The 24,675-nt window shown below is 65.3% G+C and carries 23 protein-coding genes; 16 read left to right on the top strand and 7 right to left on the bottom strand.

Annotation, left to right across the window (positions count from 1 at the left end):
- The first annotated feature begins 9 nt into the window (after positions 1 to 9).
- Both ACMDW7_RS09905 and lpdA read left to right on the top strand, forming a co-directional pair.
- Positions 10 to 594: an MFS transporter gene (locus ACMDW7_RS09905; RefSeq protein ID WP_377301030.1), complete on the top strand. Its 585-nt coding sequence runs from the start codon at positions 10 to 12 to the stop codon at positions 592 to 594.
- Between the two features lie 117 nt (positions 595 to 711).
- Positions 712 to 2,514, top strand: a complete 1,803-nt coding sequence (gene lpdA, locus ACMDW7_RS09900; protein WP_377301032.1) for a dihydrolipoyl dehydrogenase — start codon at positions 712 to 714, stop codon at positions 2,512 to 2,514.
- A 48-nt stretch (positions 2,515 to 2,562) separates the two neighbouring features.
- Here the strand turns inward: lpdA and ACMDW7_RS09895 are convergent, their stop codons facing one another.
- Positions 2,563 to 3,048 (bottom strand): hypothetical protein, encoded by a 486-nt coding sequence (locus ACMDW7_RS09895; protein ID WP_377301034.1) that lies wholly within the window; start codon positions 3,046 to 3,048, stop codon positions 2,563 to 2,565.
- A gap of 258 nt (positions 3,049 to 3,306) precedes the next feature.
- On the opposite strand from ACMDW7_RS09895, the gene ACMDW7_RS09890 reads away from it, so the two are divergent.
- The 3 genes from ACMDW7_RS09890 to ACMDW7_RS09880 are packed head-to-tail and all read left to right on the top strand — an operon-like array spanning position 3,307 to position 5,377.
- The gene (locus ACMDW7_RS09890) at positions 3,307 to 4,284 is read left to right on the top strand and encodes a diguanylate cyclase domain-containing protein (protein WP_377301036.1); all 978 of its coding nucleotides are present in this window, start codon (positions 3,307 to 3,309) and stop codon (positions 4,282 to 4,284) included.
- 42 nt (positions 4,285 to 4,326) lie between these two features.
- Positions 4,327 to 5,013 (top strand): ribose-5-phosphate isomerase RpiA, encoded by a 687-nt coding sequence (gene rpiA, locus ACMDW7_RS09885; protein ID WP_377301038.1) that lies wholly within the window; start codon positions 4,327 to 4,329, stop codon positions 5,011 to 5,013.
- A gap of 10 nt (positions 5,014 to 5,023) precedes the next feature.
- Positions 5,024 to 5,377 carry an arsenate reductase gene (locus tag ACMDW7_RS09880; RefSeq protein ID WP_377301040.1) on the top strand — a complete coding sequence of 118 codons (354 nt, stop codon included), beginning with the start codon at positions 5,024 to 5,026 and terminating at the stop codon, positions 5,375 to 5,377.
- Here ACMDW7_RS09880 and ACMDW7_RS09875 read toward each other — a convergent pair.
- Genes ACMDW7_RS09875 through argA form a run of 3 tightly spaced genes read right to left on the bottom strand, consistent with a single transcriptional unit; the run spans position 5,374 to position 7,821 of the window.
- Positions 5,374 to 6,090 (bottom strand): 16S rRNA pseudouridine(516) synthase, encoded by a 717-nt coding sequence (locus tag ACMDW7_RS09875; RefSeq protein WP_377301042.1) that lies wholly within the window; start codon positions 6,088 to 6,090, stop codon positions 5,374 to 5,376. The two genes, ACMDW7_RS09880 and ACMDW7_RS09875, sit on opposite strands and share 4 nt — an antisense overlap.
- A 15-nt stretch (positions 6,091 to 6,105) precedes the next feature.
- Positions 6,106 to 6,378: an oxidative damage protection protein gene (locus ACMDW7_RS09870; RefSeq protein ID WP_377301044.1), complete on the bottom strand. Its 273-nt coding sequence runs from the start codon at positions 6,376 to 6,378 to the stop codon at positions 6,106 to 6,108.
- A gap of 27 nt (positions 6,379 to 6,405) precedes the next feature.
- On the bottom strand, positions 6,406 to 7,821 hold the full coding sequence (gene argA, locus ACMDW7_RS09865; RefSeq protein WP_054125243.1) for an amino-acid N-acetyltransferase: 1,416 nt from the start codon (positions 7,819 to 7,821) through the stop codon (positions 6,406 to 6,408).
- 357 nt (positions 7,822 to 8,178) lie between these two features.
- Between argA and hrpA the strand changes: the two genes are divergently transcribed.
- From hrpA to ACMDW7_RS09830, 7 genes are all read left to right on the top strand, one after another.
- Positions 8,179 to 11,931, top strand: a complete 3,753-nt coding sequence (gene hrpA, locus ACMDW7_RS09860; protein ID WP_377301046.1) for an ATP-dependent RNA helicase HrpA — start codon at positions 8,179 to 8,181, stop codon at positions 11,929 to 11,931.
- 295 nt (positions 11,932 to 12,226) lie between these two features.
- Positions 12,227 to 12,601: a hypothetical protein gene (locus tag ACMDW7_RS09855; RefSeq protein ID WP_414859540.1), complete on the top strand. Its 375-nt coding sequence runs from the start codon at positions 12,227 to 12,229 to the stop codon at positions 12,599 to 12,601.
- A gap of 252 nt (positions 12,602 to 12,853) precedes the next feature.
- Entirely contained in the window at positions 12,854 to 13,828 is a 975-nt protein-coding gene (locus ACMDW7_RS09850; protein ID WP_377301050.1) for a YncE family protein, read from the top strand.
- A gap of 10 nt (positions 13,829 to 13,838) precedes the next feature.
- Complete coding sequence (locus ACMDW7_RS09845) at positions 13,839 to 14,630, top strand: polysaccharide deacetylase family protein (protein WP_377301051.1); 792 nt, start codon at positions 13,839 to 13,841, stop codon at positions 14,628 to 14,630.
- Positions 14,630 to 15,598: a sterol desaturase family protein gene (locus ACMDW7_RS09840; protein ID WP_377302523.1), complete on the top strand. Its 969-nt coding sequence runs from the start codon at positions 14,630 to 14,632 to the stop codon at positions 15,596 to 15,598. Before ACMDW7_RS09845 ends, ACMDW7_RS09840 begins: the two co-directional genes overlap by 1 nt.
- Before the next feature lie 117 nt (positions 15,599 to 15,715).
- Positions 15,716 to 16,555 (top strand): EI24 domain-containing protein, encoded by an 840-nt coding sequence (locus ACMDW7_RS09835; protein ID WP_377301053.1) that lies wholly within the window; start codon positions 15,716 to 15,718, stop codon positions 16,553 to 16,555.
- On the top strand, positions 16,552 to 17,397 hold the full coding sequence (locus tag ACMDW7_RS09830) for a competence/damage-inducible protein A (RefSeq protein ID WP_377301055.1): 846 nt from the start codon (positions 16,552 to 16,554) through the stop codon (positions 17,395 to 17,397). The genes ACMDW7_RS09835 and ACMDW7_RS09830 overlap by 4 nt, the downstream gene beginning before the upstream one ends.
- Positions 17,398 to 17,564: 167 nt before the next feature.
- Here the strand turns inward: ACMDW7_RS09830 and ACMDW7_RS09825 are convergent, their stop codons facing one another.
- Positions 17,565 to 18,128 (bottom strand): hypothetical protein, encoded by a 564-nt coding sequence (locus ACMDW7_RS09825; RefSeq protein WP_377301057.1) that lies wholly within the window; start codon positions 18,126 to 18,128, stop codon positions 17,565 to 17,567.
- 272 nt (positions 18,129 to 18,400) lie between these two features.
- The gene (locus ACMDW7_RS09820) at positions 18,401 to 19,189 is read right to left on the bottom strand and encodes a 3-hydroxybutyrate dehydrogenase (RefSeq protein WP_377301059.1); all 789 of its coding nucleotides are present in this window, start codon (positions 19,187 to 19,189) and stop codon (positions 18,401 to 18,403) included.
- A 121-nt stretch (positions 19,190 to 19,310) separates the two neighbouring features.
- Between ACMDW7_RS09820 and ACMDW7_RS09815 the strand changes: the two genes are divergently transcribed.
- The 3 genes from ACMDW7_RS09815 (at position 19,311) to ACMDW7_RS09805 (ending at position 21,489) form a co-directional block, all read left to right on the top strand.
- Positions 19,311 to 20,195, top strand: a complete 885-nt coding sequence (locus tag ACMDW7_RS09815; RefSeq protein ID WP_377301061.1) for an alpha/beta fold hydrolase — start codon at positions 19,311 to 19,313, stop codon at positions 20,193 to 20,195.
- A gap of 5 nt (positions 20,196 to 20,200) precedes the next feature.
- Positions 20,201 to 20,554: a RidA family protein gene (locus ACMDW7_RS09810; RefSeq protein WP_377301063.1), complete on the top strand. Its 354-nt coding sequence runs from the start codon at positions 20,201 to 20,203 to the stop codon at positions 20,552 to 20,554.
- A gap of 308 nt (positions 20,555 to 20,862) precedes the next feature.
- Positions 20,863 to 21,489: an outer membrane beta-barrel protein gene (locus ACMDW7_RS09805; RefSeq protein ID WP_377301065.1), complete on the top strand. Its 627-nt coding sequence runs from the start codon at positions 20,863 to 20,865 to the stop codon at positions 21,487 to 21,489.
- 57 nt (positions 21,490 to 21,546) lie between these two features.
- Here ACMDW7_RS09805 and ACMDW7_RS09800 read toward each other — a convergent pair whose 3' ends face one another.
- Complete coding sequence (locus ACMDW7_RS09800) at positions 21,547 to 22,344, bottom strand: zinc-dependent peptidase (RefSeq protein ID WP_377301067.1); 798 nt, start codon at positions 22,342 to 22,344, stop codon at positions 21,547 to 21,549.
- A 73-nt stretch (positions 22,345 to 22,417) separates the two neighbouring features.
- Here ACMDW7_RS09800 and ACMDW7_RS09795 point away from each other — a divergent pair, with 73 nt between their 5' ends.
- Positions 22,418 to 24,664 (top strand): RelA/SpoT family protein, encoded by a 2,247-nt coding sequence (locus tag ACMDW7_RS09795; protein WP_377301069.1) that lies wholly within the window; start codon positions 22,418 to 22,420, stop codon positions 24,662 to 24,664.
- Positions 24,665 to 24,675: the final 11 nt, after the last annotated feature.

Genomic DNA, 24,675 nt, shown 5'->3' with positions numbered 1-24,675 from the left:
GCGCCGACGATGACCACGGTCGTGGTGGTTCGCAAGGGAGATTCGGTGGCGATTGCCGCCGAATCGCTCGTCACGTTCGGGGACACGCGCCTGTCCGGCACCTATGAGCAGAACAACAAGATCCTGCACATCGGCGACAGCTACGTGGGCCTGGCCGGCAGCGTGGCGCACTTTCCGGTGGTGCACAGCGCGCTGGTCGGCATGCTCTCCAACCCGGAGACGCCCTGCAGGCTCGACAGCCGACAGGCGGTGTTCGATACCTTCGTGAAGCTGCACACGATTCTCAAGGAGCAGTACTTCCTGAACACCAAGGAAGACGAGGACGACCCCTACGAATCAAGCCAGTTCACCGCGGTGATTGCAAATGCCAGCGGCATCTACGGCGTCTACAGCTACCGCGAAGTGTTCGAGTTCGATCGCTTCTGGGGCATTGGCAGTGGCCGCAACTTTGCATTGGGTGCCATGTTCGCGGCCTACGTGAACCCGGAGCTCGATGCAAAGGCGATTGCCGAGCTGGGCGTTGCCGCGGGCTGCGAGTTCGACAAGAACTCCGCCCCGCCGATTCGTAGTTTTTCAATCAAGCTGGCCCGGTAGTCGAAAGTCCGATCCAGTATTCATGCGGTTCTCCAGGGCAAAGTGGCTGAAGAACCGCTCCAGACAAGCGGAAAGCCCTTTTGAAAGAGCGTTTCGCAGCATCGTTGAGGCATACGCATGGCACTGCAGGAAGTGAAGGTTCCGGACATTGGCGACTTCAAGGACGTCGAGGTCATCGAGGTCCTGGTCAAGGTGGGCGACACCATCGCCAAGGATCAGTCCCTGATCACCGTGGAGTCCGACAAGGCCTCCATGGAGATCCCCTCGGCCGCCGCCGGCGTGGTCAAGGAACTGAAGATCAAGGTGGGCGACAAGGTCAGCCAGGGCACGCTGGTGCTGATGATTGAGGCGGGCGAGGCTGCCGCCGTACCTGCTCCGGCTCCGGCCCCCGCTGCTGCTTCGGTGTCTGTACCGGCGCCCGCGCCCGCCGCGCCCCTTGCCGCGCCCGTGGCCGCGCCCCTGGCCGCGGCCAGCTTCACCGGCAGCGCCGACCTGGAGTGTGACGTGCTTGTGCTGGGCGCCGGGCCCGGCGGTTACTCGGCGGCGTTTCGCGCTGCGGATCTTGGTCTGTCGGTGGTGATCGTCGAGCGCTACCCGACCCTGGGTGGCGTGTGCCTGAACGTGGGCTGCATTCCGTCGAAGGCGCTCTTGCATGTGGCGGCCGTGATCGACGAGGTGCAGCACTTCGCCGACATCGGTGTGCATTTCGGCACCCCCAAGGTCGAGCTCGACAAGCTGCGCAAGCACAAGGAAAAGGTCATCGGCAAGCTCACGGGCGGCCTGACCATGATGGCCAAGGCACGCAAGGTCACGGTGGTGCGCGGCTATGGCAGCTTTGTGGACGCGCATCACGTGAAAGTGGAGCTCACCGAAGGCCCGGCACAGGCCAAGACCGGTGCCAGCAAGACGGTGCGCTTCAAGAACGCCATCATCGCGGCGGGCTCGCAGGCCGTGCGTCTGCCCTTCATGCCGGACGACCCGCGCATCGTGGACTCCACCGGCGCGCTGGAGCTCAAGAGCGTGCCCAAGAAGATGCTCGTGCTGGGGGGCGGCATCATCGGCCTGGAGATGGGCACGGTGTATTCCACTCTGGGCACGCGGCTGGACGTCGTCGAGATGCTCGACGGCCTGATGCAGGGCGCAGATCGCGACCTCGTCAAGATCTGGCAGAAGATGAATGCCCACCGCTACGACAACATCTACCTCAAGACCAAGACCGTAGCCGTGGAGGCCAAGCCGGATGGTCTGTGGGTGACGTTCGAGGGCGAAGGCGCGCCCAAGACGCCGCAGCGTTACGACATGATCCTGCAAAGCGTGGGCCGCAGCCCGAACGGCAGGAAAATCGGCGCGGAGCAGGCAGGCGTCGTAGTGAGCGATCGCGGCTTCATCTCGGTGGACAAGCAGATGCGCACCAACGTGCCGCACATCCTGGCCATCGGCGACATCGTCGGCCAGCCCATGCTGGCACACAAGGCCGTGCATGAAGGCCACGTGGCCGCCGAGGTCTGCGCCGGACACAAGGCCTTCTTCGACGCCAAGGTGATTCCGAGCGTGGCCTACACCGACCCCGAAGTGGCCTGGGTGGGCGAGACCGAAGACAGCCTCAAGGCCGCGGGACGCAAGTTCAAGAAGGGTTTGTTCCCCTGGGCGGCCAGTGGCCGGGCGATTGCCAATGGCCGGGACGAAGGCTTCACCAAGCTGCTGTTCGATGAGGACAGCGGCCGCATCATCGGCGGCGGCATCGTGGGCACCCATGCCGGCGATCTCATCGGCGAGATCTGCCTGGCCATTGAAATGGGTGCCGACAGCGTGGACATCGGCAAGACCATCCACCCGCATCCCACACTGGGCGAGAGTGTCGGCCTGGCCGCTGAGGCCGCAGACGGTCATTGCACGGATCTCCCGCCCGTCCGCAAGTAGCACGTCGCTCAGGGCGCGCCCCGAGGGCGTGCGCTTGAAAGGGCGGGTTCAGCCGGCGTGCCGGCGGCGCCAGTGCTGCCAGCGCCGCCGCAGCGCCAGTCCAACCGTCCGGGCAGCGCGCCACGGGGCACTCTGCTTCACCATCTGGATGGCACGCTGCTTGAACGCCTGCCATGTGTCGAGCGCGCCGGCCATCCAGCCAAACTCACGCAGTCGCGGCTCGGTGAGCAGGAACACGCGGCCGAGCAGGGCGGTACCCGCCACCTTGGCCGCCGCGATGACCGCCACGCCCGCCAGCTTGTGCCCTGCGCCGATCAGCGCCAGTGCAGCAAGCTTCACGGGCAACAGCAACAGACTCGGCAGGATGAAGAGGGCGAGAGCACCCCAGCGCGGCAGCGCCCGAACCCGCGCCTCCAGCCGCGCAATTGCGGGCAGCCGCGCCAGAACGCCCAGCCAGCGGGCCAGCGGCCGCCAGCCAAACTCCTCGAAGAGCAGCACGGGCGCGATCAGTAAGGCAAGCAGCCCGCGCACCATGCGATTCACGCGGTCCTTCGGCGCGTTTTTGAGGGTGGTTGAGCGTGGATCAGGCATGAGTGCAGTTCAACTCGCGCCCCACAGGTCGGCAAGCGGTTCGCGTTGGGCTGAACGATTGGGCTGACGAAGCCCGGCAGGCATCGACGAAGCATCGTCGCTGGGTACAGCGAATTGCCCCCAAATCACCGTGCTCTTCCGATGCTCAGGCATAAACCGCTTCAATACAGTGGTCTTTCGTCAAACTTCTGCAAGCCGCCAATGTCGGACCCGTCACTGAAGGTGCTGGTCGTTGAAGATTCCCGCACAGTGGGTGCCTTTCTGAGCACCACGCTGCGGGCGTTCGGCTATGCCTGCGAAGTGGTGACCACCGGCGCCGAGGCTCTGGACCACTATGGCGCGGCCAAACCGGACCTGATCCTGCTCGACGTGATGCTGCCGGACATGGAAGGCTTTGCGGTGGCCGAGCGCATCCGCCGCGATGACCCGGAAAGCTGGGTACCGATCATCTTTCTCACGAGTCTGGAGTCTGAGGACGACCTGAGCCGCGGCATCGAAGTCGGCGGCGACGACTACCTCACCAAGCCGGTAAGCCGTGTAGTGCTCAAGGCCAAGATCCACGCCATGGAGCGCATCGTGGCGATGCGCCGTCGCCTGATCGAGCTCACTGCACAACTCTCGGAGGCCAACAAGGCCCTGGCGCGCCAGAGCGAGGAAGACGCACTCACAGGCCTGGCCAATCGCCGCATGTTCGACCTGATCCTCGCCCGTGAGATCGAGCACTCACGCCGCACCAAGCAGCCGCTCACCCTCGTGCTGTTTGATGTCGACTACTTCAAGCGCTACAACGACGCGCTCGGCCATATCCATGGCGATCAATGCCTGCGCGAGGTCGCCCAGGTCCTGCGCCGCGCCTGCCGCCGCGCCACCGATCTGCCGGCGCGCTACGGTGGCGAGGAGTTCGCACTCATCCTGCCCAACACGCCGCGCACCGGCGCGCGCCTGCTCGTGCAGGGCGTGGCGCGTCTGTTGGCCGGCGCGCGCATCGCCCACCCGGACTCGCCGATCGGCGAGTTCGTCACATTCTCCGGTGGCATGGCCACGGTCATCGCCTCAGACACCACAAGCTCGCTCTCGCTCGTGCGTGCGGCCGACGAGGCGCTCTACGCCGCCAAGGGCGCGGGGCGCAACCGTGTCATCAGCTTCGACGGCGACTCCGCCCCGGCCCCTGCGCCCTGAGCACCGATGAGTGGACGCAGCGGCCCGCCTAGAATGGCGGCCATGAACGCCAGCACATCTCCATCGCTTTCCCCCCAGGATCAACTCAAGCAGGCCGTTGCCCTTGCGGCGCTCGCCTATGTGCCCCGCGGCGAGATCATCGGCGTGGGTACGGGCTCCACGGCCAACTTCTTCATCGATGGGCTGGCCAGCATGAAGGCTGACATTCCCGGCGCCGTGGCCAGCAGCGAAGCCACGGCCAAGCGTCTGGCGAGCCACGGCATCAAGGTGGTGGATCTCAATGAGGTCACGGCCCTGGGCGTGTACGTGGACGGCGCCGACGAGATCGACCCGCGCGGTCACATGATCAAGGGCGGCGGTGCGGCGCTCACGCGCGAGAAAATCGTGGCCAGCGTGGCTGCCAAGTTCATCTGCATCGCCGATGGATCCAAGGAAGTGCCCGTACTCGGCAAGTTCCCGCTGCCAGTTGAAGTGATTCCCATGGCGCGCGAAGCCATCGCGCGGCAGCTGGCCAAGCTGGGCGGCACGCCCAAGTGGCGCGAAGGCGTGGTCACTGACAACGGCAACATCATTCTCGATGTGCACGGTCTGTCCATCACCGATCCCGTTGCGACTGAGGCCCTCATCAATAGCTGGCCGGGCGTGGTGACCAACGGCCTGTTTGCCGCCCGCAAGGCCGATGTGGCGTTGATCGGCGCGGCCGGCGGCGTGAAGACGATCACGTATTGAGATCCGCACCATGCTGCACGTCTACGGCATCCCCAATTGCGACACCGTGAAGAAGGCACTTGTCTGGCTGCGTGAGCACAAGGTCGAGTTCACCTTCCACGACTTCAAGCAGCTCAACGTCGGCCTGGACCGCCTCGACCGCTGGACCCGCGCGGTGGGCTGGGAGCTGCTGCTCAATCGCAAGGGCACCAGTTGGCGCAAGCTCGACGAAGCCCTGCGCAACACCGTGGTCAATGCGAACACCGCGCATCAGATCATGCGTGCTCACCCCAGCACCATCAAGCGGCCCGTGGTGGAGTGGCCGGATGGCACGATCACGGTGGGGTTTGATGAAGCGCGTTATGCGGAGCTGATGGAGCGCTAGGTTGAAGTCGGGCTGCTGCGCGCCGCAGCCAGTTCTGCAGCTGTAACTTCGCGCCAGCGCCCCGGTGCCACGTCGGCGGGCAGGCGCAGACTGCCAATCTGGACGCGGTGCAGCGCCTCCACCCGATTTCCCGCGGCGGCCACCATGCGCTTGACCTGGTGGTACTTGCCTTCGCTGATCGTCAGCTCAAGCAATGTGTCGCCGAGCAGCCGCGCGGATTCGGCGACAACCGTCTCGTTCTCGTCATGCAGCAGGACCCCTGCGCACAGTTGTTCGCACAGGCGGGCGTCGGCAGCGTGCTTGAGTGTGGCCTCGTAGATCTTGGGCACATGGCGGCGCGGTGAGATCAGCGCGTGGTTCAGCTGGCCGTCGTCGGTGAGCAGCAGCAGGCCCGTGGTGTCGGCATCCAGTCGGCCGATCGGCTGCACGCCGCGCTCTCGGATGGGGGGCGGAAGCAGTTCGAACACGCTGGCGTGGTGCACGGCCTTGCGTGAACACTCATAGCCGGCTGGTTTGTGCATCACGAGCGTGAGCGTGCTGCGCGCCGTCCACTCGGTGCCGTCCACGGTGAAGGGCAGCCCGTCGAGCTCAAATTCGGCACGTGGGTCCTCGACCAAATCGCCGTGCACCGTGACATAGCCGGCCAGGATAAGACCCGCGCACTGTCGGCGCGTGCCGAAGCCCTGGCTTTGCAGGATCTTTTCGAGGGTCAAGAGCGCTGAAGCCGCTTACTGGCTCGGCGGCACGTAGCCAGCGGCCTGATCCACATTGCCGCCGAAGAAGTAGGCGTCCATCTGGCGGGCCAGGTACTGGCGTGCGCGGGAATCCGCCAGATTGAGGCGGTTTTCATTGACCAGCATGGTCTGGTGCTTGAGCCAGGCGGCCCAGGCTTCCTTGCTGACTGACTGCCAGATCTTCTTTCCGAGTTCGCCGGGGTAGGGCGGGAAGTCGAGGCCTTCGGCTTCGCGGCCGAGCTTGATGCAGTTGACCATTCGGGCCATGAGGTGATGCTCCAGTAGGTGTTTGGTTCAGAGTGCCTTGATCAGCACCTGCGAATTGCGATTGCGGTTGTAGATGCGCTGCTTGTCGGTGGGCAGATCGTCCACGCTGCTCTGCACGAAGCCGCGCTTGATGAACCAGTGCATGGTGCGCGTGGTCAGCACGAACAGGCGCTTGATGCCGATGCTCTTGGCGCGCTGCTCGATGTGCTTGAGGATGCGGTCGCCGTCGCCCATGCCCTGGCTCTCTGCGCTCACACACAGGCAGGCCATCTCGGCCATGTCCGTGCCGGGGAAGGTGTAGAGCGCCGCGCAGCCGAAGATGCGGCCGTCATGCTCCAGCACGCTGAAGGCTTCGATATCGCGCTCGATTTTGTCGCGGCCGCGCGGCACTAGCGTCCCGTCCGCCTCCAGGGGCTCGATCAGGGTCAGGATGGCACCCACGTCGTCGATGGTGGCCTCGCGGATCGACTCCAGCACCTCCTCGGTCACCATGGTGCCGATGCCATCGTGCGTGAACACTTCCAGCAGCACGCCCCCGTCCTGCGCAAAGGGCACCACGTGCGAACGCTCGACGCCGCCCTGGCAGGCCTTGATGATGTGGCGCATATAGAAGGCTTCGACCTCCGGCAGCGTGCCGCTGTTCAGCAGCTTGACCGCGTCGTCGTATTCCAGCGCGGTGATCAGCTGCTCGTCGGCGTCCAGCAGCGCCGGGGTCTCGGTGAGGAAGATCAGCTTGTCGGCATTCAGGGCAATGGCGGTGGCGGTGGCCACGTCTTCCATGGCGAGGTTGAAGGCCTCACCGGTGGGCGAGAAGCCCAGCGGCGAGATCAGCACCACGCTGTTGGCCGAAAGCGCATTGCGAATGGCGTCTGCATCCACGCGGCGCACCACGCCGGTGTGCTGGTAGTCCGTGCCGTTGAGCACGCCCAGCGGCCGGGCAGTAATGAAGTTGCCGGACACCACGCGCACCCGTGCACCGTCCATCGGCGTGTTGGGCAGGCCCTGGCTGAAGAGCGCCTCCACATCGAGCCGGATTTCGCCGGCGGCCTCCTTGGCGCATTCCAGCGCGGCCTTGCTCGTGACCTGGATGCCGCGGCCAAATTCGTATTCGATGCCCTTGAGCTTGAGCTGCTCGTTCACCTGCGGGCGCGAGCCATGGCACACCACGATCTTCACGCCCAGCGCGTTGAGCAGGGATAGATCCTGCACCAGCGCATTGAGCCGGTCGTCAGCTACCAGTTCGCCGCCGAAGCCGATGACGAAGGTGGTGTTGCGATACCTGTGGATGTAGGGTGCAACCTGGCGGAAGAAGGCGACGAACTGCGCGTCTTGGAAGAACTCGGCCGGGGTGTTGGCCCGCCCGTGGGCATGGGTATGCGTGGGCGCTTGCGCCGCGCTTTGGGCGCTGGCGGGCGAGGGCAGGGGATCGGCCGGCGAGTTCATAGCGAAAACTATACTTCGCGCCCTATGAACGCCCCGAAGAACGGCGGTGGATCCTCCTCCTTGCGCGACGCCCTGAGGGATGTCCGCCAGAAGCTCAAGACCGAGCCTCAAACCGAGCCCCAGCCCAAGCAGCCTTCCACGCCTGCCGCGCAGCCGGCCACTCCTCCCGCAACCTCACCGCGCCCCGAACGCCCGCCCAGGCCGCAGACCCAGCCGCAGCGTGCGCAGGGTGCACAAACGCGGGCGGCAAGGCCTGCAAGCCCGGATGCGCAAGGCAAGATCGGCTCCCAGAGCGGATCTTCAGGCCAAAATGGCTCGAAACCCTTGCCAGACAAGCGGAAAGCCCCTGTAGAAGGGATGCGGCAAGCGCGCGAGCCGCAGCGCAATCCGCTGCCGCCCATCACCTACCCGGAAGAGCTGCCTGTCAGCGCCGTACGTGATGAGATCGCTCAGGCCATTCGCGACAACCCCGTGGTCATCATCTGCGGCGAAACCGGCTCGGGCAAGACCACGCAGCTGCCCAAGATCTGCCTGGAGCTCGGCCTGGGCCGGCGCGGCCTGATCGGCCATACCCAGCCGCGGCGTCTGGCCGCCACCAGCGTGGCCAAGCGCATTGCCGAAGAGCTCAAGAGCGAGCCGGGCGAGCTCGTGGGCTACCAGATCCGCTTCACCGAACGCATGAAGCCCGGCGCATGGGTCAAGCTCATGACCGACGGCATCCTGCTGGCCGAAACGCAGACCGACCCGGACCTGCGCGCCTACGACACGCTGATCATCGACGAGGCGCACGAGCGCAGCCTGAACATCGACTTCCTGCTCGGCTATCTCAAGCACCTGCTTGCGCGCCGGCCGGACCTCAAGCTCATCATCACCAGCGCCACGATCGATGCCGACCGCTTTGCGCAGCACTTTGCCTCGGCACGCGGGCCGGCGCCGGTGCACAACGTCAGCGGGCGCCTGTACCCGGTGGAGACGCGCTGGCGGCCGCTGGCGCCCAAGGTCGAAGTCGAGGACGCCATCTGCGAGGCGGCTGACGAACTGATGCGCGAAGGCTCCGGCGACATCCTCGTGTTCCTGCCCGGCGAGCGCGAGATCCGCGACGCGATGCACGCGCTCTCCAAGCACCACTTTGCGAGCAAGGCGCGCCCCGAGCTGCTGCCCCTGTTCTCGCGCCTGAGCGCGGAGGAGCAGCAGCGCGTGTTTGCGCCGCATGGCGGGCGGCGCATCGTGCTGTCCACCAATGTGGCGGAGACCTCACTCACCGTGCCGGGCATCCGCTATGTGATCGACACGGGCACGGCACGCGTCAAGCGCTACAGCTACCGCAACAAGGTCGAAATGCTTGCTGTTGAGCCGGTGAGCCAGGCGGCGGCCAACCAGCGCGCCGGCCGTTGCGGCCGCGTGGCCGCCGGCATCTGCATCCGCCTGTATGACGAGGCGGACTTCAACAAGCGGCCCAGGTTCACAGACCCGGAAATCCTGCGCTCATCGCTGGCCAGCGTGATCCTGCGCATGAAGAGCCTGCGCCTGGCCGACATCGAGAACTTTCCTTTCATTGAGCCGCCGCTGCGCCGTGCGATCGCCGACGGCTACGCGCTGCTGCAGGAGCTGGGCGCGCTGGACGAGCGCAACGAACTCACGCCGGTGGGCGCACAGCTGGCGCGTCTGCCCACCGACCCGAGGATTGGCCGCATGATCCTCGCGGCTGGCGAGCAGGGGTGCCTGAAGGAAGTGCTGGTCATTGCCAGCGCGCTGGCCGTGCAGAACCCGCTGGACCGGCCCATGGACCGGCAGCAGGCGGCCGATCAGGCGCACAAGGTCTTTGAAGACGAGAAGAGCGAGTTCATGGCCACGCTCAAGCTCTGGACGTGGTTTGAAGATGCCTTCAAGCACAAGGAGAGCAACCGCAAGCTCATCGAGCAGTGCCAGCGCAGCTTCGTGAACCATGTGCGCATGCGCGAGTGGCGCGACGTGCACTCCCAGCTCACGCAGCTGGCGCACGAGGCCGGCCTGCGCGAGAACGGCAGCCCCGCCACCTATGAGCAGCTGCACACCACGCTGCTCACGGGCCTGTTGGGCAACATCGGCATGAAGGACGAGGAGACCGAGGCCTGGCTGGGCGCGCGGGGCATCCGCTTTCTGCCTCACCCGGGCAACATGCTCTCCAAGAAGCCGGCCAAGTGGCTGGTGGCCGCCGAGCTGGTCGAGACCACGCGCCTGTACGCCCGGCAGATGGCTTCGGTCGATCCGCAGTGGATCGAGCGCGTGGGCAAGCACCTGATCCAGAAGCACTGGAGCGAGCCCAAGTGGGACGCCAAGACCGGCAATGTGGTCGCCAACGAGCGCGGTCTTCTGTATGGCCTGACGATCTACCACGGCCGGCGCGTGAACTACGCGCCCATCGACCCCGTGGCGAGCCGCGAGATCTTCATCCGTGAGGCGCTCGCCGCGCGCGACTGGGACTGCACGCTGCCCTTCTTCGCCCACAACGCCCGCCTGATCCGCGAGATCGAGGCGCTGGAGCACAAGGCCCGGCGGCCGGACTTTCTGGTGGATGAAGAGCTGCTCTTCAAGTTCTACGACGCGGCCATTCCAGAGGACGTGGTGGGCGGCGCAAGCTTCGAGACCTGGTACCGCCAGGCGGGCAAGCAGACGCCCAGGCTGCTCTTCCTTTCCAAGGACGACCTCCTGCGCCGCGATGTTTCCGGCATCACGCATGACGCCTATCCCAAGACGCTCGACCTGCGTGGTCTGGAGCTCAAGCTGGACTACCACTTCGAGCCCGGCAGCCCCAAGGACGGCGTGACGCTCACCGTGCCCGTGTTCGCGCTCAATCAGGTGGACGCCACGGCCTGCGAATGGCTCGTACCCGGCATGCTCAAGGAGAAGGTCACTGGCCTGCTCAAGAGCCTGCATCCCAAGGCGCGGCACCGCGTGCAGCCGGTGGCCGAGACGGCACAGACCTTCATCGAGCACTCGGAGCGAGACGGTTGGATCGGCACCCGCCCGCTCATCGAAGCCCTGCGCGATTTCTGCAAGGCGCACACGGGTCTGGCCATCGTGCTCACGGACTTCAAGGCCGAGCAGTTGAGCCCGCACAGCTTCATGAACTTCCGTGTGGTGGACGAGCACGGCCGCATGATCGACGCCGGCCGCAACCTCGCGCAGCTGCGTGCCGAGCACGGCGCCAGCGCCCAGGCCGCCTTTGCCGGCCATGCCACCGAGCACGCCACCGACACGCTCGACATCCCGGACACCTTCACCGACTGGACCTTTGGCGAGCTGCCGGAGCTCATCGAGCTGGAGCGTGCCGGCAAGGCCCTGGTGGGCTTTCCGGCCTTCAAGGACTGCGGCACGCATGTCGAGCTGGAGGTGCAGGACGACGAACAGGCCGCCCGCGCCATGCATCAGGCGGGTCTCCGGCGCCTGTTCCTGCTGCAGTTGGCGCAGCAGGTGCGCGGGCTGGAAAAGAGCCTGCCGGACATCGCCACCATCACCATGCAGGCCATCAGCTACGGCCTGCCCTTCAAGAGCCAGCCGGAACTGGCCGCCGAGGTGATCGACACCGCCTTTGACCGCGCCTTCCTGATGGACCCCTGGCCGACGGACGGCACCAGCTTCCGCAGCCGCCTGGGCGACGGCAAGGGGCGGGTGGGGCTGATTGCGGGCGAGGTGATTCGCCTGCTGCAGAACATCGTGATCGAACTGGGCAACGTGCAGAAAAAGCTCAACGGCGCCAAGGCCCACGCCGCCGCAGCGGCCGACATGCAGGCGCAGATCAGCGCGCTCTTCCCCAAGCGTTTCCTGAACGCCACTCCCTGGGGGCAGCTCACGCACTATCCGCGGTATCTCAAGGCGATTGGGGTGCGTATCGACAAGTTGCGCACCGACCCGAGTCGCGACGCCCGCCTCATGGCCGAGTACGCCCCCCTGGCCCAGCGCTACCAGCGCGAGCGGGTCGCGCGCAAGGGTAATGAAGACCGGCAGCTCGATGAACTGCGCTGGCTGCTCGAAGAGCTGCGCGTGGGACTCTATGCCCAGGAGCTCAAGACACCGACGCCGATTTCCGTGAAGCGGGTGTTGAAGGTGTTTGAGAGTTTGCAGCGGTAGGGCTGGAGGGGCTTTCCGCTTGTCTGGCGCGGTTCTTCGGGCAGTTTGGGCTGGGGAGGCGCATGGATGCTGGGTTCTCTGACCGATAGGCTGGGCAACGCTTTGAGCCTCGGGGCTTTCCGGCGCAAACTAGCTAGCGGGTTTCTTGAGCACCACGGCCAGCTCACACCTTACCGTTGTGTGGCCGTGTTCCCTCATTCAACTCCTCCTAGCCATCATGAAGACTTATCTAACGTTGTTGATGCTCTTGGCCGCTACTTCGAGCCACGCTACGGAGTGCACGCCTCGCGCACCGATGGCGATCGCTGAGTCTGCGCAAATAGCGTTTGTTGGAACCATTGAGTCCGTTCAAGAGAGCGCGTACAAGCCTCATGAGTTTTGTTGGGCGCATTCAGACCAGAGGCCTCGCTGTGGCGGGAAACTCGTCACAATCAACGTGGACCAGACGATCCGAGGCGCGGTGGGCAAGCGCGCGACCGTGGTGGCTGAAGATGCTTGCTACTGTCTCGGCCCGTATTGGGCTGTTGGTAAGACCTATCTGATCGTCGCGACGCGCAACGCAACGAGACTGCCTGGACAGTTCATAGCCTCCAATGTTTGTGAAGGGACGGGTGAAATCAACGACAGAGCAAAGCAAATAATCAAAGAGCTTGGGACTGCGCAGCGCTGATGAGGTAAGTGGCCCTGTCCGTCGCAGCTCCACGAAAGTGAGCGTGATTAACGTCCTTTGATGGATGCAGGCATCTGGTTACTCAGCCCAAACAAAGAAGGCTAGACCCAGCATCCATGCGCCTCTCCAGCCCAAACGGCCTGAAGGCCCGCTCCAGACAAGCGGATAGCCCCCTTGCCACCCGTCAAGATGGCGCAGGATGATCTGCCTACACTCGGTCATCCAGTTGTCCCTGCCAGTCGTTGTCTCCTGATGAAATCGTTTTCCCGTGTGTTTGCCAGCCTCGCGCTGGCGGTCTGTGCCGCTGCCGCGCAGGCCAATGTGGTGGTGGTGCTGAATTCGCGCGACGCCTCGGTGACCCTGCTGGACCAGAAGACCGGCAGCACGCTCAAGACCCTGGATGTGGGCAAGGAGCCGCACCATCTCTACCCGACGCCGGACAACTCCATGCTCATCGTCGCCAATGCGCAGAGCGACGATCTGATCTTCCTTGATCCCGTCACGGGCGAGTTCAAGGCGCGGGTCAAGAACATCCCGGACCCGTATCACCTGGGGTTCTCGCCGGACAAGAAGTGGTTCGTGGTGAACAGCCTGCGCCTGGACCGCGTGGACCTGTACCGGCACGAGACGGTCAATGGCGAGCCCAGGTTCACCCTGGTCAAGCGCATCCCCACGCCCAAGCTGCCCAGCCACATGATCTTTTCGGCGGACAGCCGCTTTGTGTACGTGACGCTGCAGGGGACGGACGAGGTGGCGGCGATTGACCTCACCACGCAGCAGCTGGCCTGGAAGATGCCTGTGGGCGACACGCCGGCCGGCATCTGGGCCTCGCCCTCCGGGCTGCTGTTCGTGGGCATCATGGCCAAGGACTACATCGACGTGATCGATCCCGCCAAGCGCCAGATCGTCAAGCAGATCAAGACCGGCGCCGAGGCGCATGGTGTGCGCGGCGCGGGCGACGGCAAGCTGCTCTACGTGAGCAACCGGCAGGCCAACACCATCTCCGTGGTGGACATGGAGAAGCTGGAAAAGCTCTACGACCTGCCCGCGCCCGGCGGCCCGGACTGCATGGAAGTCACGGCCGACGGCAAGCAGATCTGGTTCACCAGCCGCTGGATCAAGAAGGTCACGGTGGTGGACATTGCCAGCCGCAAGGTGGTGGGCCAGTACCCGGTGGGCCGCTCGCCGCACGGGCTGTACTTCCACAACCGGGCGCCCTGGAAATAGAGGCTTGCGCATGGGTGCGGTGAAGTCCTTGCTGGGTGGCTTGGCGGGTGCGGTGGCGGTCGGGGCCATGGCGGCCTCGTCTGCGCTGGCCGCGCCGGCCTGCAAGGGCACGATCTACCTCACCTTTGACACCGGCAGCCAGAGCCAGGCGGAGTTCATTGCCGACACACTCAAGAAGCACCAGATCAAGGCCACGTTCTTCCTGGCCAACGAGAAGACCGCGCGCGGGGACTACTCGCTGGACGCAAGCTGGGGCCCCTACTGGAAGCGCCTGGCCGCCGAAGGTCATCTGCTCGGCACCCATACCTTCGATCACGTGTACTTCCGCAAGGCCAATGCCGACGGCACCATCACCGTGCGCCCGCAGTTCGGCGCGAACGCCGGCAAGGATCTGAGCTGGACACCGGCGCAGTTCTGCAGCGAGCTCAAGCGCGTGGATGCGCGGGTGAAGGAGTTCACGGGGCAGGGCGTGGCACCGCTATGGCGCGCGCCCGGCGGGCGCACCAACCCGGTCACTTTGGCCGCCGCGCTGGATTGCGGCTACCGCCATGTGGGCTGGGCGCCGGCAGGCTTTTTGGGCGATGAACTGTCCAGTGAGGCCTACTCCAATGATGCGCTCCTCAAGCGCGCCCTGCGCGACCTGCGCGATGGCGACATCACCATGGCGCATCTGGGCATCTGGTCGCGCCGCGAGCCCTGGGCGCCCGGCGTGCTGGAGCCGCTGATCACTGGGCTGAAGCAGCGCGGCATGTGCTTTGCCACGCTCAAGGATCATCCGCAGTACCGCGACCTGTGGAAGTGATTCAGTCACTCATCGGTGGCGTGACCGAGGTCTTCACCCAGGTGCAGGCCTGGCTGTTCACGCAGTTGCTGGCACCGGCCATGCACGCGCTGGGTCTGTCGCCCTACATCGAGGATGGCTACAACGCCACCGAGTGGTTCCTGCTTGGCGTGCTGGAGGTGCTGCTGCTTTTTGCGTTGTTGCGGCCGCTGGAGAAGCTGTGGCCGGCGGAGGCCGAGCCCCCCACGGTCGAGCGGCGCCGCGCGGTGCGTACGGACTTCCTGTACACCCTGCTACACCGGCTGGGTGGCTTCTCGCTGCTGATGTTCTTCTTGCTCACGCCGATTGCCGATGCCATCGAGGGTGAGCTGCGCCTGGCCGGTGTGGAGCGCTGGACGCTGGATACCGTGTTGCCCTGGCTGGGCAGCCATGCGCTGCTGCAGTTTGCGGTGTACCTGCTGATCCTGGACTTTGTGGACTACTGGATTCACCGCGGGCAACACCAGTTCAACCGCTGGTGGGCCCTGCATGCCCTGCACCACAGCGCGCGCCACATGACCCTCTGGAGTGACAACCGCAATCACCTGCTGGACGACGCGCTGCGCGACGCGATTCTGGTGGCGCTGGCCCTGGTGATCGGTGTGGAGCCGGCGCAGTTCATCGGGCTGGTGATCGCCTCGCGGGTCATGCAGAGCCTGTCACATGCCAATGTGCGTCTGCGCTTCGGGCCGCTGCGCTGGCTGCTCGTGAGCCCGCAGTTTCATCGCCGCCACCATGCCATCGGCGTGGGGCATGAGGGAGCGCATCAGGGCGTGAACTTTGGCGTGCTGTTCAGCTTCTGGGATGTGCTTTTCCGTACAGCGGACTTCACCGATGTCTACGAGCCCACCGGCATCCGCGATCAGCTCGCCGGCCGCGAGTACGGCCAGGGCTTCTGGGCGCAGCAGTGGCTGGGCGTGAAGCGCCTGCTGGGCCTGCGCAGCGCCTGATGCGGCGGCGGAGCCGAGCAGCGACGTCCGCAGCGACACGCGAACCCCTTGTGAAGCCCCTGATGGCGCACCGTCGATAATCCGGCGCTCGACTCAGCCTCCAGCCATCGTCTATCCATGCAGCGCACCCTGCTTGCCTTCGTCAAGGGCCTGACCGGCGTCTTCCACCCCCGCATGCTGCTGCTCACGCTCGTGCCCTTCCTGATTGCCGGCGCGATCTGGGCAGCCGTGGGCTGGTTCCTCTGGGACGACTGGGTGGCGCTGCTGTCGCAGGGCGTGGCCGCCACGCGCGACAGTGCCACGGTGAGCTGGATGCTCAAGGCCATGGGCGGCGACGGCGTGCGTACCTTGCTGGCGCCGCTGCTGGGCATGTTGCTGGTGGTGCCGCTGGTGGCGGCCACAGCCCTGGTCATGATCTCCGTGGCAGGGATGCCTTTCATCCTGCGCCACGTGGGCGAGCGGGCTTACCCCACGCTTGCGCGGCGGCGCGGTGCCTCGCTGGTGGGCAGCCTGACCAATGCGCTGGTGGTCACCGGCCTGTGGGCGCTGCTGTGGGTTCTCACGATTCCGCTGTGGTTCATCCCGCTTGTGGGCGCCATCATTCCGCTGCTGATCTCGGGTTGGGCCACGAGCCGGCTGATGAGTTTTGATGCGCTGGCAGAGCATGCAGACGCAGATGAACACCGGGCACTGCGCCGGGATCATCGCTGGCCGCTGCTTGCGCTGGGTGTACTGATGGGGTGTTTTGCCATGGCTCCGACGCTGCTGTGGATGTTCGGCGCGCTGGCGGTGATCTTTCTGCCCGTCACGGCGCTGGTGGCGATCTGGTTGTATGCAGTGGTGTTCGTGATCTCGGGTCTTGCGTTTGCGCACTACAGTCTGGGCGCACTCGCCGCACACCGCGCCCGCCTGCCACAGACTCAGAAGAACGAAACCTCTCCCCTCATCCAGGCATGAATACCACTTCAAGCACCACCTGCCCGCCGATCGGGCTGATCATCATCGGCGACGAGATCCTCTCCGGCAAACGTCAGGACGGCCACTTTGCCAAAGTGCGCGAGCTGCTTGCTGCGCGTGGCCTGGGCCTGTCCTGGGTGCGCTATCTGGGTGACGACCGTGCGCTGTGTGAAGCGGCGCTGCGCGAAAGCTTTGCCACCGATCACATTGTGTTCTCCTGCGGCGGCATTGGCGCCACGCCGGATGACCACACCCGCCAGAGCGCGGCGGCGGCATTGGGCGTGCTGCTTGAGCTGCATCCGGAAGCCGAGCGCCTGATCGCCGAGCGCACACGCGAGTGGTACGCCAAGGACCCGGCCGCTGCCGGCAGCCCCGACATGTCCACGCCAGAGAACCAGCAGCGGCTGAACATGGGCAAGTTTCCGGCCGGGGCGAACATCATCCCCAACCCATACAACAAGATTCCGGGCTTCAACGTCGGTCAGCACTGGTTCGTGCCTGGTTTCCCGGTCATGGCCTGGCCGATGATCGAGTGGGTGCTCGACACCCACTACAAGCACTTCCACAACCAGGTGCAGCTCGGCGAGAAGAGCTTTCTCGTCTTTGGCGTGCCGGAGTCTCGCGCGACGCCCCTGATGGAAGCGATCGAAGCAGAGTTCGCGGGCATCAAGGTGTTCTCCTTGCCCAGCGTGGGCAATGACAAGCGGGCCCGCCACATCGAACTCGGCGTGAAGGGGCCGGTGGATGCGCTGCCGGCGGCCTATGCGCGCCTGCTCGAAGGCACACAGGCGATCTGCGCGAGCCTCGGCGGCGAGATCGATGAAGCGCCCAAGCGCGCCTGAGCGAGCGCCTCCGCGCAGACATAAAAAAAGCCCCACTGGGTTGCAGTGAGGCTGGAATCGCACCAAGGGTGCGGAGGAGACATGCTGTGTGCGGGTGCCGCTGTGGGCACCTCGCGGGGTCTTGCTGACGTGGGCTCGACGCGGCGGTCGAGCACTCCGTTGGAGACTTAGGCGCGCTTGCGCTTGGGCGCCATCTGCACCACGACGTCGGCCGGAGCCTTGTCTACCTGGGCGAAGAACTGCTCGCCAGCGGCAAACGCCTGCTTCTGCATCTGCGCACCGATGGTGGCAGCCTGCTCGTACAGGGCGAGGCTCTGGGCCAGGGCAGCCTTGTAGTTCTTCAGCAGCGGCTCGACCGGCGCGGGCAGGGTACCGCCCAGTTCGTCGGTCATTGATTCAGCGTGCTTGACCAGGGTCTTCACGGCGGAGTGCGTGGTCGAGGCCAGGGATTCCTGCGTGTCGGCGGCCAGCTTCAGGCTCTGCTTGCCGTACTTGGCGACCTTGGCGGACACCGGGGCGAGCACGTCTTGCGGGTTGGCGAAACCGGCCTCGGGCGTCCAGCCTTCGGCGTTGCGCACGACGCTGATCAGCTCAGCGGCGTTTTCCTTGATGGCGCCAACGGCAAGTTCGGAGGCCTTGGAGGCGCTGTCCACCACGGTGGAGAGGGCTTCCACGCCGTGGGAAACGACGTCCTGGGATGCGGCCTTGACGGAAGTGAGGGTCTGGAACATGGCGTGTCCTCCTAAGAGTTGTGAGGGGCTTCACTTGCGCCACGTGTCCATCGACCTCGATGGTGCAGCGCACAATAGAAATATAGGGACGCACCAGCCGGGGGTCAAGAAGAATTTGGTGCGCTGCAGCATGAACGTAGAGTCTAGGCTCTACCTGCGCCCCTTCTCGCTCAGGCGGAAATGACGAACCGCCAAGAAATCAAAGACTTGCTGGCACTACGGTCTCAGGCGCAGTGCGTTGCATGCGCCGTCGCCGTGCCGGCGAGCAGGCGCTACTGCGCCACCCAGCCGCCGTCCACATTCCATGCTGCACCGCGCACATTGGACGCCGCGTCGCTGCACAGGAACACGGTCAACTCGCCCAGTTGCTCCGGCGTGACGAACTGCAGCGAGGGCTGCTTCTCACCAAGCAGCTGCTTGCTGGCCTCGGCCACGGAGATGCCCTGAGCGGCAGCCTTCGCGTCGATCTGCTTCTGCACCAGCGGCGTCAGCACCCAGCCCGGGCAGATGGCATTGCAGGTAATCGACAGCTGCGCAGTTTCAAGCGCAACGACCTTGGTAAGGCCCACCACGCCGTGCTTGGCTGCCACGTAAGCCGCTTTCTGTGCAGACGCCACCAGCCCATGTGCTGAGGCGATGTTCACGATCCGGCCCCAGCCGCGCTGCTTCATGCCCGGAAGCAGCAGGCGCGTGGTGTGGAACACGCTGGACAGGTTGATGGCGATGACCGAATCCCAGCGCTCGACCGGGAAGTCTTCCACCGGCGCCACGTACTGGATGCCGGCGTTGTTCACGAGGATGTCCACGCCGCCGAAGGTGCTGATGGCGAACTGCGCCAGCGCCTCGATCTCGGCCACCTTGGAGAGGTCTGCGCCGTGGTAGGCCGTCTTCACGCCGAAGGTGGCCTGGGTCTCGGCCTGAAGTTTGGCGATGTCGTCGGCGCTGCCGAAGCCGTTGAACAGGATGGACGCGCCCTGGCGTGCGAGTGATTGCGCGATGCCCAGACCGATGCCGCTGGTCGAGCCGGTGACGAGGGCGACTTTGCCTTGCAGTGAACTCATGTCGGGGCGTCCTTGCCGTTGCTGTTTTTGGCTAGCGCACATGGCCGCAGTGGGCACGGCGCAATGCTGCAGTGCCGCAATTTTATCGGGACTCGCCCGATCACGCCGCTAAATTCCTGCCATGACCGCGCCACAAAATTTCGCGCCGCCCCGGCAGCTCAGTGTGCAGTGCCTGTCGGCACGCGGCCTGCACCGCATGGCCTATCTGGAATGGGGCGATCCGGCGGCGGACACTGTGCTGGTCTGCGTGCATGGCCTGACGCGTTGTGCCTGGGACTTCGAGGCTGTAGCTCAGCGCCTGTCGCCCTGCCTGCGCGTGGTGGCACCGGATGTGGTGGGTCGCGGCGCCAGCGACTGGCTTGCGGACCCGATGGCCTACGGCGTGCCGCAGTACATGGCCGACATGACCACGCTGCTGGCGCGCCTGGACGCTCGGCGCGTGTTCTGGTTCGGTACCAGCATGGGCGGGCTGATCGGCATGGCGCTGGCGAGCCTGAAGGACTCACCGATCGAGCGCATGCTGATCAATGACGTCGGCCCGCACATCGAGCCCGCCGCGCTGGCGCGCATCGGCGCCTATGTGGGCCAGGCGCCCGCGCATGCCAGTTTTGATGCCGCCGTGGCCTACGTACGCACCGTGGCCGCCAGCTTCGGCCCGCATACGGATGCGCAGTGGGCGGAGTTGACTCGCCATGTGGTGCGCGAGACCCCGCAGGGCTGGGTGATGCACTATGACCCAGCCATTGCCAAGCCCTTTGCCGCCGCCACGCCCGAGCAGGCGGCTGCCGGGGAATCGGTCATGTGGGCCGCCTGGAGGCAGATTCGCGCGCGCATGCTGGTGGTGCGCGGCGAACAGTCCGATCTGCTGAGCCGCGCGACCGTGGCGCGCATGCAGGCCGAGAACTCGCGTGCCGAGGCGGTGGAGATCGATGGCGTGGGCCATGCGCCCACCTTCCTGCAGGCCGATCAGATCGATCTGGCGGAACGTTTCTTTCTGGAGGAGTGAAGACGATGGGTACAGTGACAAGAATCGGCGTGGGCAAGCGGCTGTCCGAGGCGGCCGTGCACAACGGCACGGTGTATCTGGCCGGTCAGGTGGCCGATCAGACAGCCGGGCAGGACATCGCCGCGCAGACCCGTGAGGTGCTGGGCATGATCGACACGCTGCTGGCGCAGGCGGGCACGGACAAGAGCCGCATCCTGATGGTGCAGATCTTCATTGCCGATCTGAAGGACTTTCCGGCAATGAATGAGGTGTGGGATGCGTGGGTAGTGCAGGGCGCCACGCCGCCGCGCGCCACGGTGCAGGCCGCGCTGGCCAAGCCGGAGTGGAAGGTCGAGATGGTGGTGACCGCCGCGGCGTGAGTGTGGCACCAACCCGCCCGTGTTCGGGCGGGTTTCCGAACATCACAGCGCCTAGGGGTGAATAGATCGTATTCGGACAGAAAAATGATTTCGAGCGGTTTTCCGCTTTCCGCATGCCAAGTGCGGAAAGTGCCCGATTCAAGGGTTAGATCGGGCGAAAATTAAATCTAAAACGGCCAGATTTTGATCAATTTGGTCGCCACGTTGCTTTGCGGCGCTTTGTTTCAATTTGCCCGCCAGCGGCGCGCCACGGATGCCTAAGCTGCTGTTACAGGATTTGCTTAGTTTCAAACAGCACAGGGGGCTCCATGAACACGAACAAGACACCGGCGTTGCGCAAGCTTGCCGCCGGCACGACCGCACTGGCGGCCGCGATGCTGGCGCTGGCTGCCGCACCTGCACAGGCGCAGAGCAAGCGCTTCTACATCGGCAACGACCTCGGCCTGTCCACGCTGGACTTCAACACCCGGCGTCTGGGCAACTTCAACCCCAACGCCGGCGTACGTACCTCGGTGGATGACCGGGACGTGAGCTACGGGGTGTTTGCCGGCTATCGCGCCGAACGCAATTTCGGCGTCGAGCTTGGCTACAACCGCTTTGGCAAGACCAAGGTGACCATCAGCGACGGCATCAGCTCGGCAAGCAGTTCGGTCAAGAGCGACGGCGTCTTCGTCACTGGGCTGTACTACCTGCCGCTGCCGGCGAATTTCGAGCTGGTGGGCAAGCTCGGTGTCTCCAACAGCAAGTCGACCTTCAACCTGTTTCCCTTCGGTCAGGACAACCGCAGCAAGGTCAACCCGCTGTATGGCGTCGGTGTGGGCTACAAGCTCGGCGACAGCCTCGGCCTGCGTGCGGAGTTCAACCGCATCCCCAACTTTGCCGACAACGATCGCGACCTGACCAACCTGAAGCTGGGCCTGACCTACGGGTTCTGAGCAGGGGTCTGGTCGCGCCTCGGGCCGGCTTCAGGCCCCGCCGCCTGCATTCGTGCGCTAGGCGATGGCCTGATCGGTCAGCCGATAACCCAGATAGGCCGAGAGCATGTCAAACCACGCCGGGTGGTTCTCAAGCAGGTGTTCCGGCGCAATGAACATAGCCTCCACGCTCACGGCAAAGAACTCCGCCGGGTGCGTGGCGGCGTAGGGGTCCAGGCCCCAGACGGTCGGCTCATCCCAGTCTTCCGGAAGCGCGTCCACGGCGTCGCAGAAGGTGTCGTAGGCCAGCAGCATCACGCGCTCGAATTCGCTGCGCTTCAGGTGCTTGTGAAAGCGCGCATCGAAGACCGGTATCCCGTCATCGATGCCATCGGCCATGTCCAGCTTGTGGGCGAACTCATGGATCACGACGTTGAAGCCGGTCGCCCGGTCCGGGCTGGCGGCGTCGCTCCATGACAGGATGATCGGCCCGCCGGGCCAGGCCTCGCCCACGGCTTCGTCGATGTAGTGGTGCTCCACGCCGTCCTCGTCCACTTCCACCCTCGGGATCAGGAAGCCCTCGGGATAGACCACCACGCCGACGAAGTCGCCATACAGGTCCGGCGAGAGATGCAGTACCGGCAGGCAGGCCTGAATGGCGATCGACAGCACCATGTCGTCGGTCAGCGTCAGCTCGGCTGCGCCATGCCACTCCTTGCTGGCAATGAAACTGGCCGACTGCTCGCGCAGCCTCGCCAGCTGTGCATCGCTCAAGCCGCCCAGCCAGGGCATGCCCGCGCACACGCGCGCCCAGAGCGCGTCTTCAAGCGCAGGCGGCGCAGCGGGACTCAGGGCCTTGCGGATGTAGTCGAACATCAATGACAGGGTGGTGCAGTGTGATGAGCTTGTGCTTCGGCGGGTGCAATCGCCGCCCGCACGTGCACCTATGATGCCAGCGCCGAGCGCGCCCAAGGTGCCCGCGGCCTGTCGCGGCGCTGTCGCTGCAAATCGTCCTCCTACCGTGCCGACCCTGTCTGAACCCGTGAACACCGCATCTGGCGCGCCTGCCGCCGGCGGGCTTGCGGCTGCACTGCAGCAGCGTCTGGAGGCGCTGCGCATGAACAGCGGCGAGCCCGCCTGGGCGCACGCGCAGGGCGTGGCGGCGATTGCGGATGATCTGGGTCTGGATGCCACGGCGCATGAGGCCAGCCTGCTGTTCGTCGCGCTGTGGCTGCTGCCCGAGGAAGGCGATGCCTTGCGCGCCCCAGCCAGCCCGGCAGTGGCGGACATGGCTAGCCAGGTGGTGAGCCTGCTCAAACTGCAGGACATCACACGCGACGCGCTCGCCGGCAAGGCGATCAAGGCCGGCAAGAACGCCGCCAAGGAAGCTGCGCAGCAGATCGACAACCTGCGCCGCATGCTGCTGGCCATGGCGCCGGACATCCGCGTCGTGCTGCTGCGTCTGGCCAGCCGTCTGCAGACTCTGCGCTGGTACGCGGCCAGCAAGTCGCCGGTGCCGGACGGTCTGGCCAACGAGACGCTCAAGCTCTACGCGCCCCTGGCCAATCGCCTGGGCGTGTGGCAGATGAAGTGGGAGATGGAAGACCTGGCCTTCCGGTTCCGCGAACCCGACACCTACAAGCGGATTGCCAGGGCGCTGGACGAGAAGCGTGCCGAGCGCGAAGCCTTCATCGCCCAGGCCATCGAGGCCGTGACGGGCGAGATGCGCAAGGCCGGCGTGGACTGCGAGATTTCGGGGCGCCCCAAGCACATCTACAGCATCTGGAACAAGATGTCGCGCAAGCAGGTGACCATCGAGAGCCTGTACGACCTTCGCGCCGTGCGCGTGCTGGTGGACGACATCCGCGGCTGCTACACCGCGCTGGGCATCGTGCACCAGCGCTGGACGCCGATCCCCAAAGAGTTCGACGACTACATCGCCCGCCCCAAACCCAACGGTTACCAGAGTCTGCACACCGTGGTGGTGATGGAGGACGGTCGGCCGCTGGAGGTGCAGATCCGCACGCGCGACATGCACCGCGCCGCCGAGTTCGGCGTGGCCGCGCACTGGCGCTACAAGGAGGGCGCCACGAGCGCCGAGGTCAGCGATCGTGATCAGCGCATCGCCTGGCTGCGCCAGCTGCTGGCCTGGAAGCAGGACGTCACCGAAACAATTGCCGACGAACACTGGCAGGTCGACGCCGACGCGCACATCTATGTCATGACGCCCGCCGGCCGCGTGGTGGAGCTCCCGGCCGGTTCCACACCGATCGACTTTGCCTACTACGTGCACAGCGATCTCGGTCACCGCTGCCGCGGTGCCAAGGTGGACGGCGCCATGGTGCCCCTGACCACGGCGCTGGCCACCGGCCAGACGGTCGAGATCGTCGCCGACAAGAAGCTGGATGCTGGCCCCTCGCGCGACTGGCTGAACCCGGAGCTGGGCTATCTCGCCAGCCCGCGTTCGCGCGCCAAGGTGCGCGCCTGGTTCAACGCCCGCGAGCTCGAAGAAGCGCAGACGGCTGGTCGCGCGCTGGTGGAAAAGGAGCTCGCGCGGTTGGGCAAGACGGCGATCAACCTGCAGGAACTCGCCACCCGTATGGGTTTTGAGAAGCCGGACGATCTCTGGGTGGCGGCCAGCAAGCCGGACTTTCATGCCCGCTCGATAGAAGCCGCGTTCGAAGCGCCCAAGGAAGACGACCCGGACGCCGCCATCAAGGCGCGACTGGAGGGCTTGTCCGAGGCACGCAAGGCCACCAAGAGCTCCGTGCTCGTGGTTGGCGTGGATGTGATGACGCAGCTTGCACGCTGCTGCCGCCCGGCGCCGCCCGATGAGATTGCCGGCTTCATCACCCGTGGCAAGGGGGTGTCCATTCATCGCACCAGCTGCTCGAACTTCCGCAACCTGCAGCGCAAGGATGCCGATCGGGTGATTGAGTGCGCCTGGGGCAATCAGGCCGACGCGAGCTACGCCGCCGACGTCCGCGTGCTGGCCGCGGACCGCCAAGGCCTGCTGCGCGACATCTCGGAAGTGTTTGCGCGCGAGCGCATCAACGTCACTGCGGTGAATACGCAAAGCAGCCGTGGTCAGGCACGCATGCTATTCACGGTGCAGATTGCCAGCGGCGGCCAGTTGGACAAGGCCTTGCTGGCGGTGGCAGAGATCAAGGGCGTGATCGAGGCGCGGCGTCGCTGATCATCGGCCCG

This window comes from Piscinibacterium candidicorallinum, assembly GCF_047549485.1.
Lineage (GTDB): Bacteria > Pseudomonadota > Gammaproteobacteria > Burkholderiales > Burkholderiaceae_C > Piscinibacterium > Piscinibacterium candidicorallinum.
The sequence above is the reverse complement of the archived record's forward strand: the minus strand, read 5'-3'. Positions and strand labels throughout refer to the sequence as shown.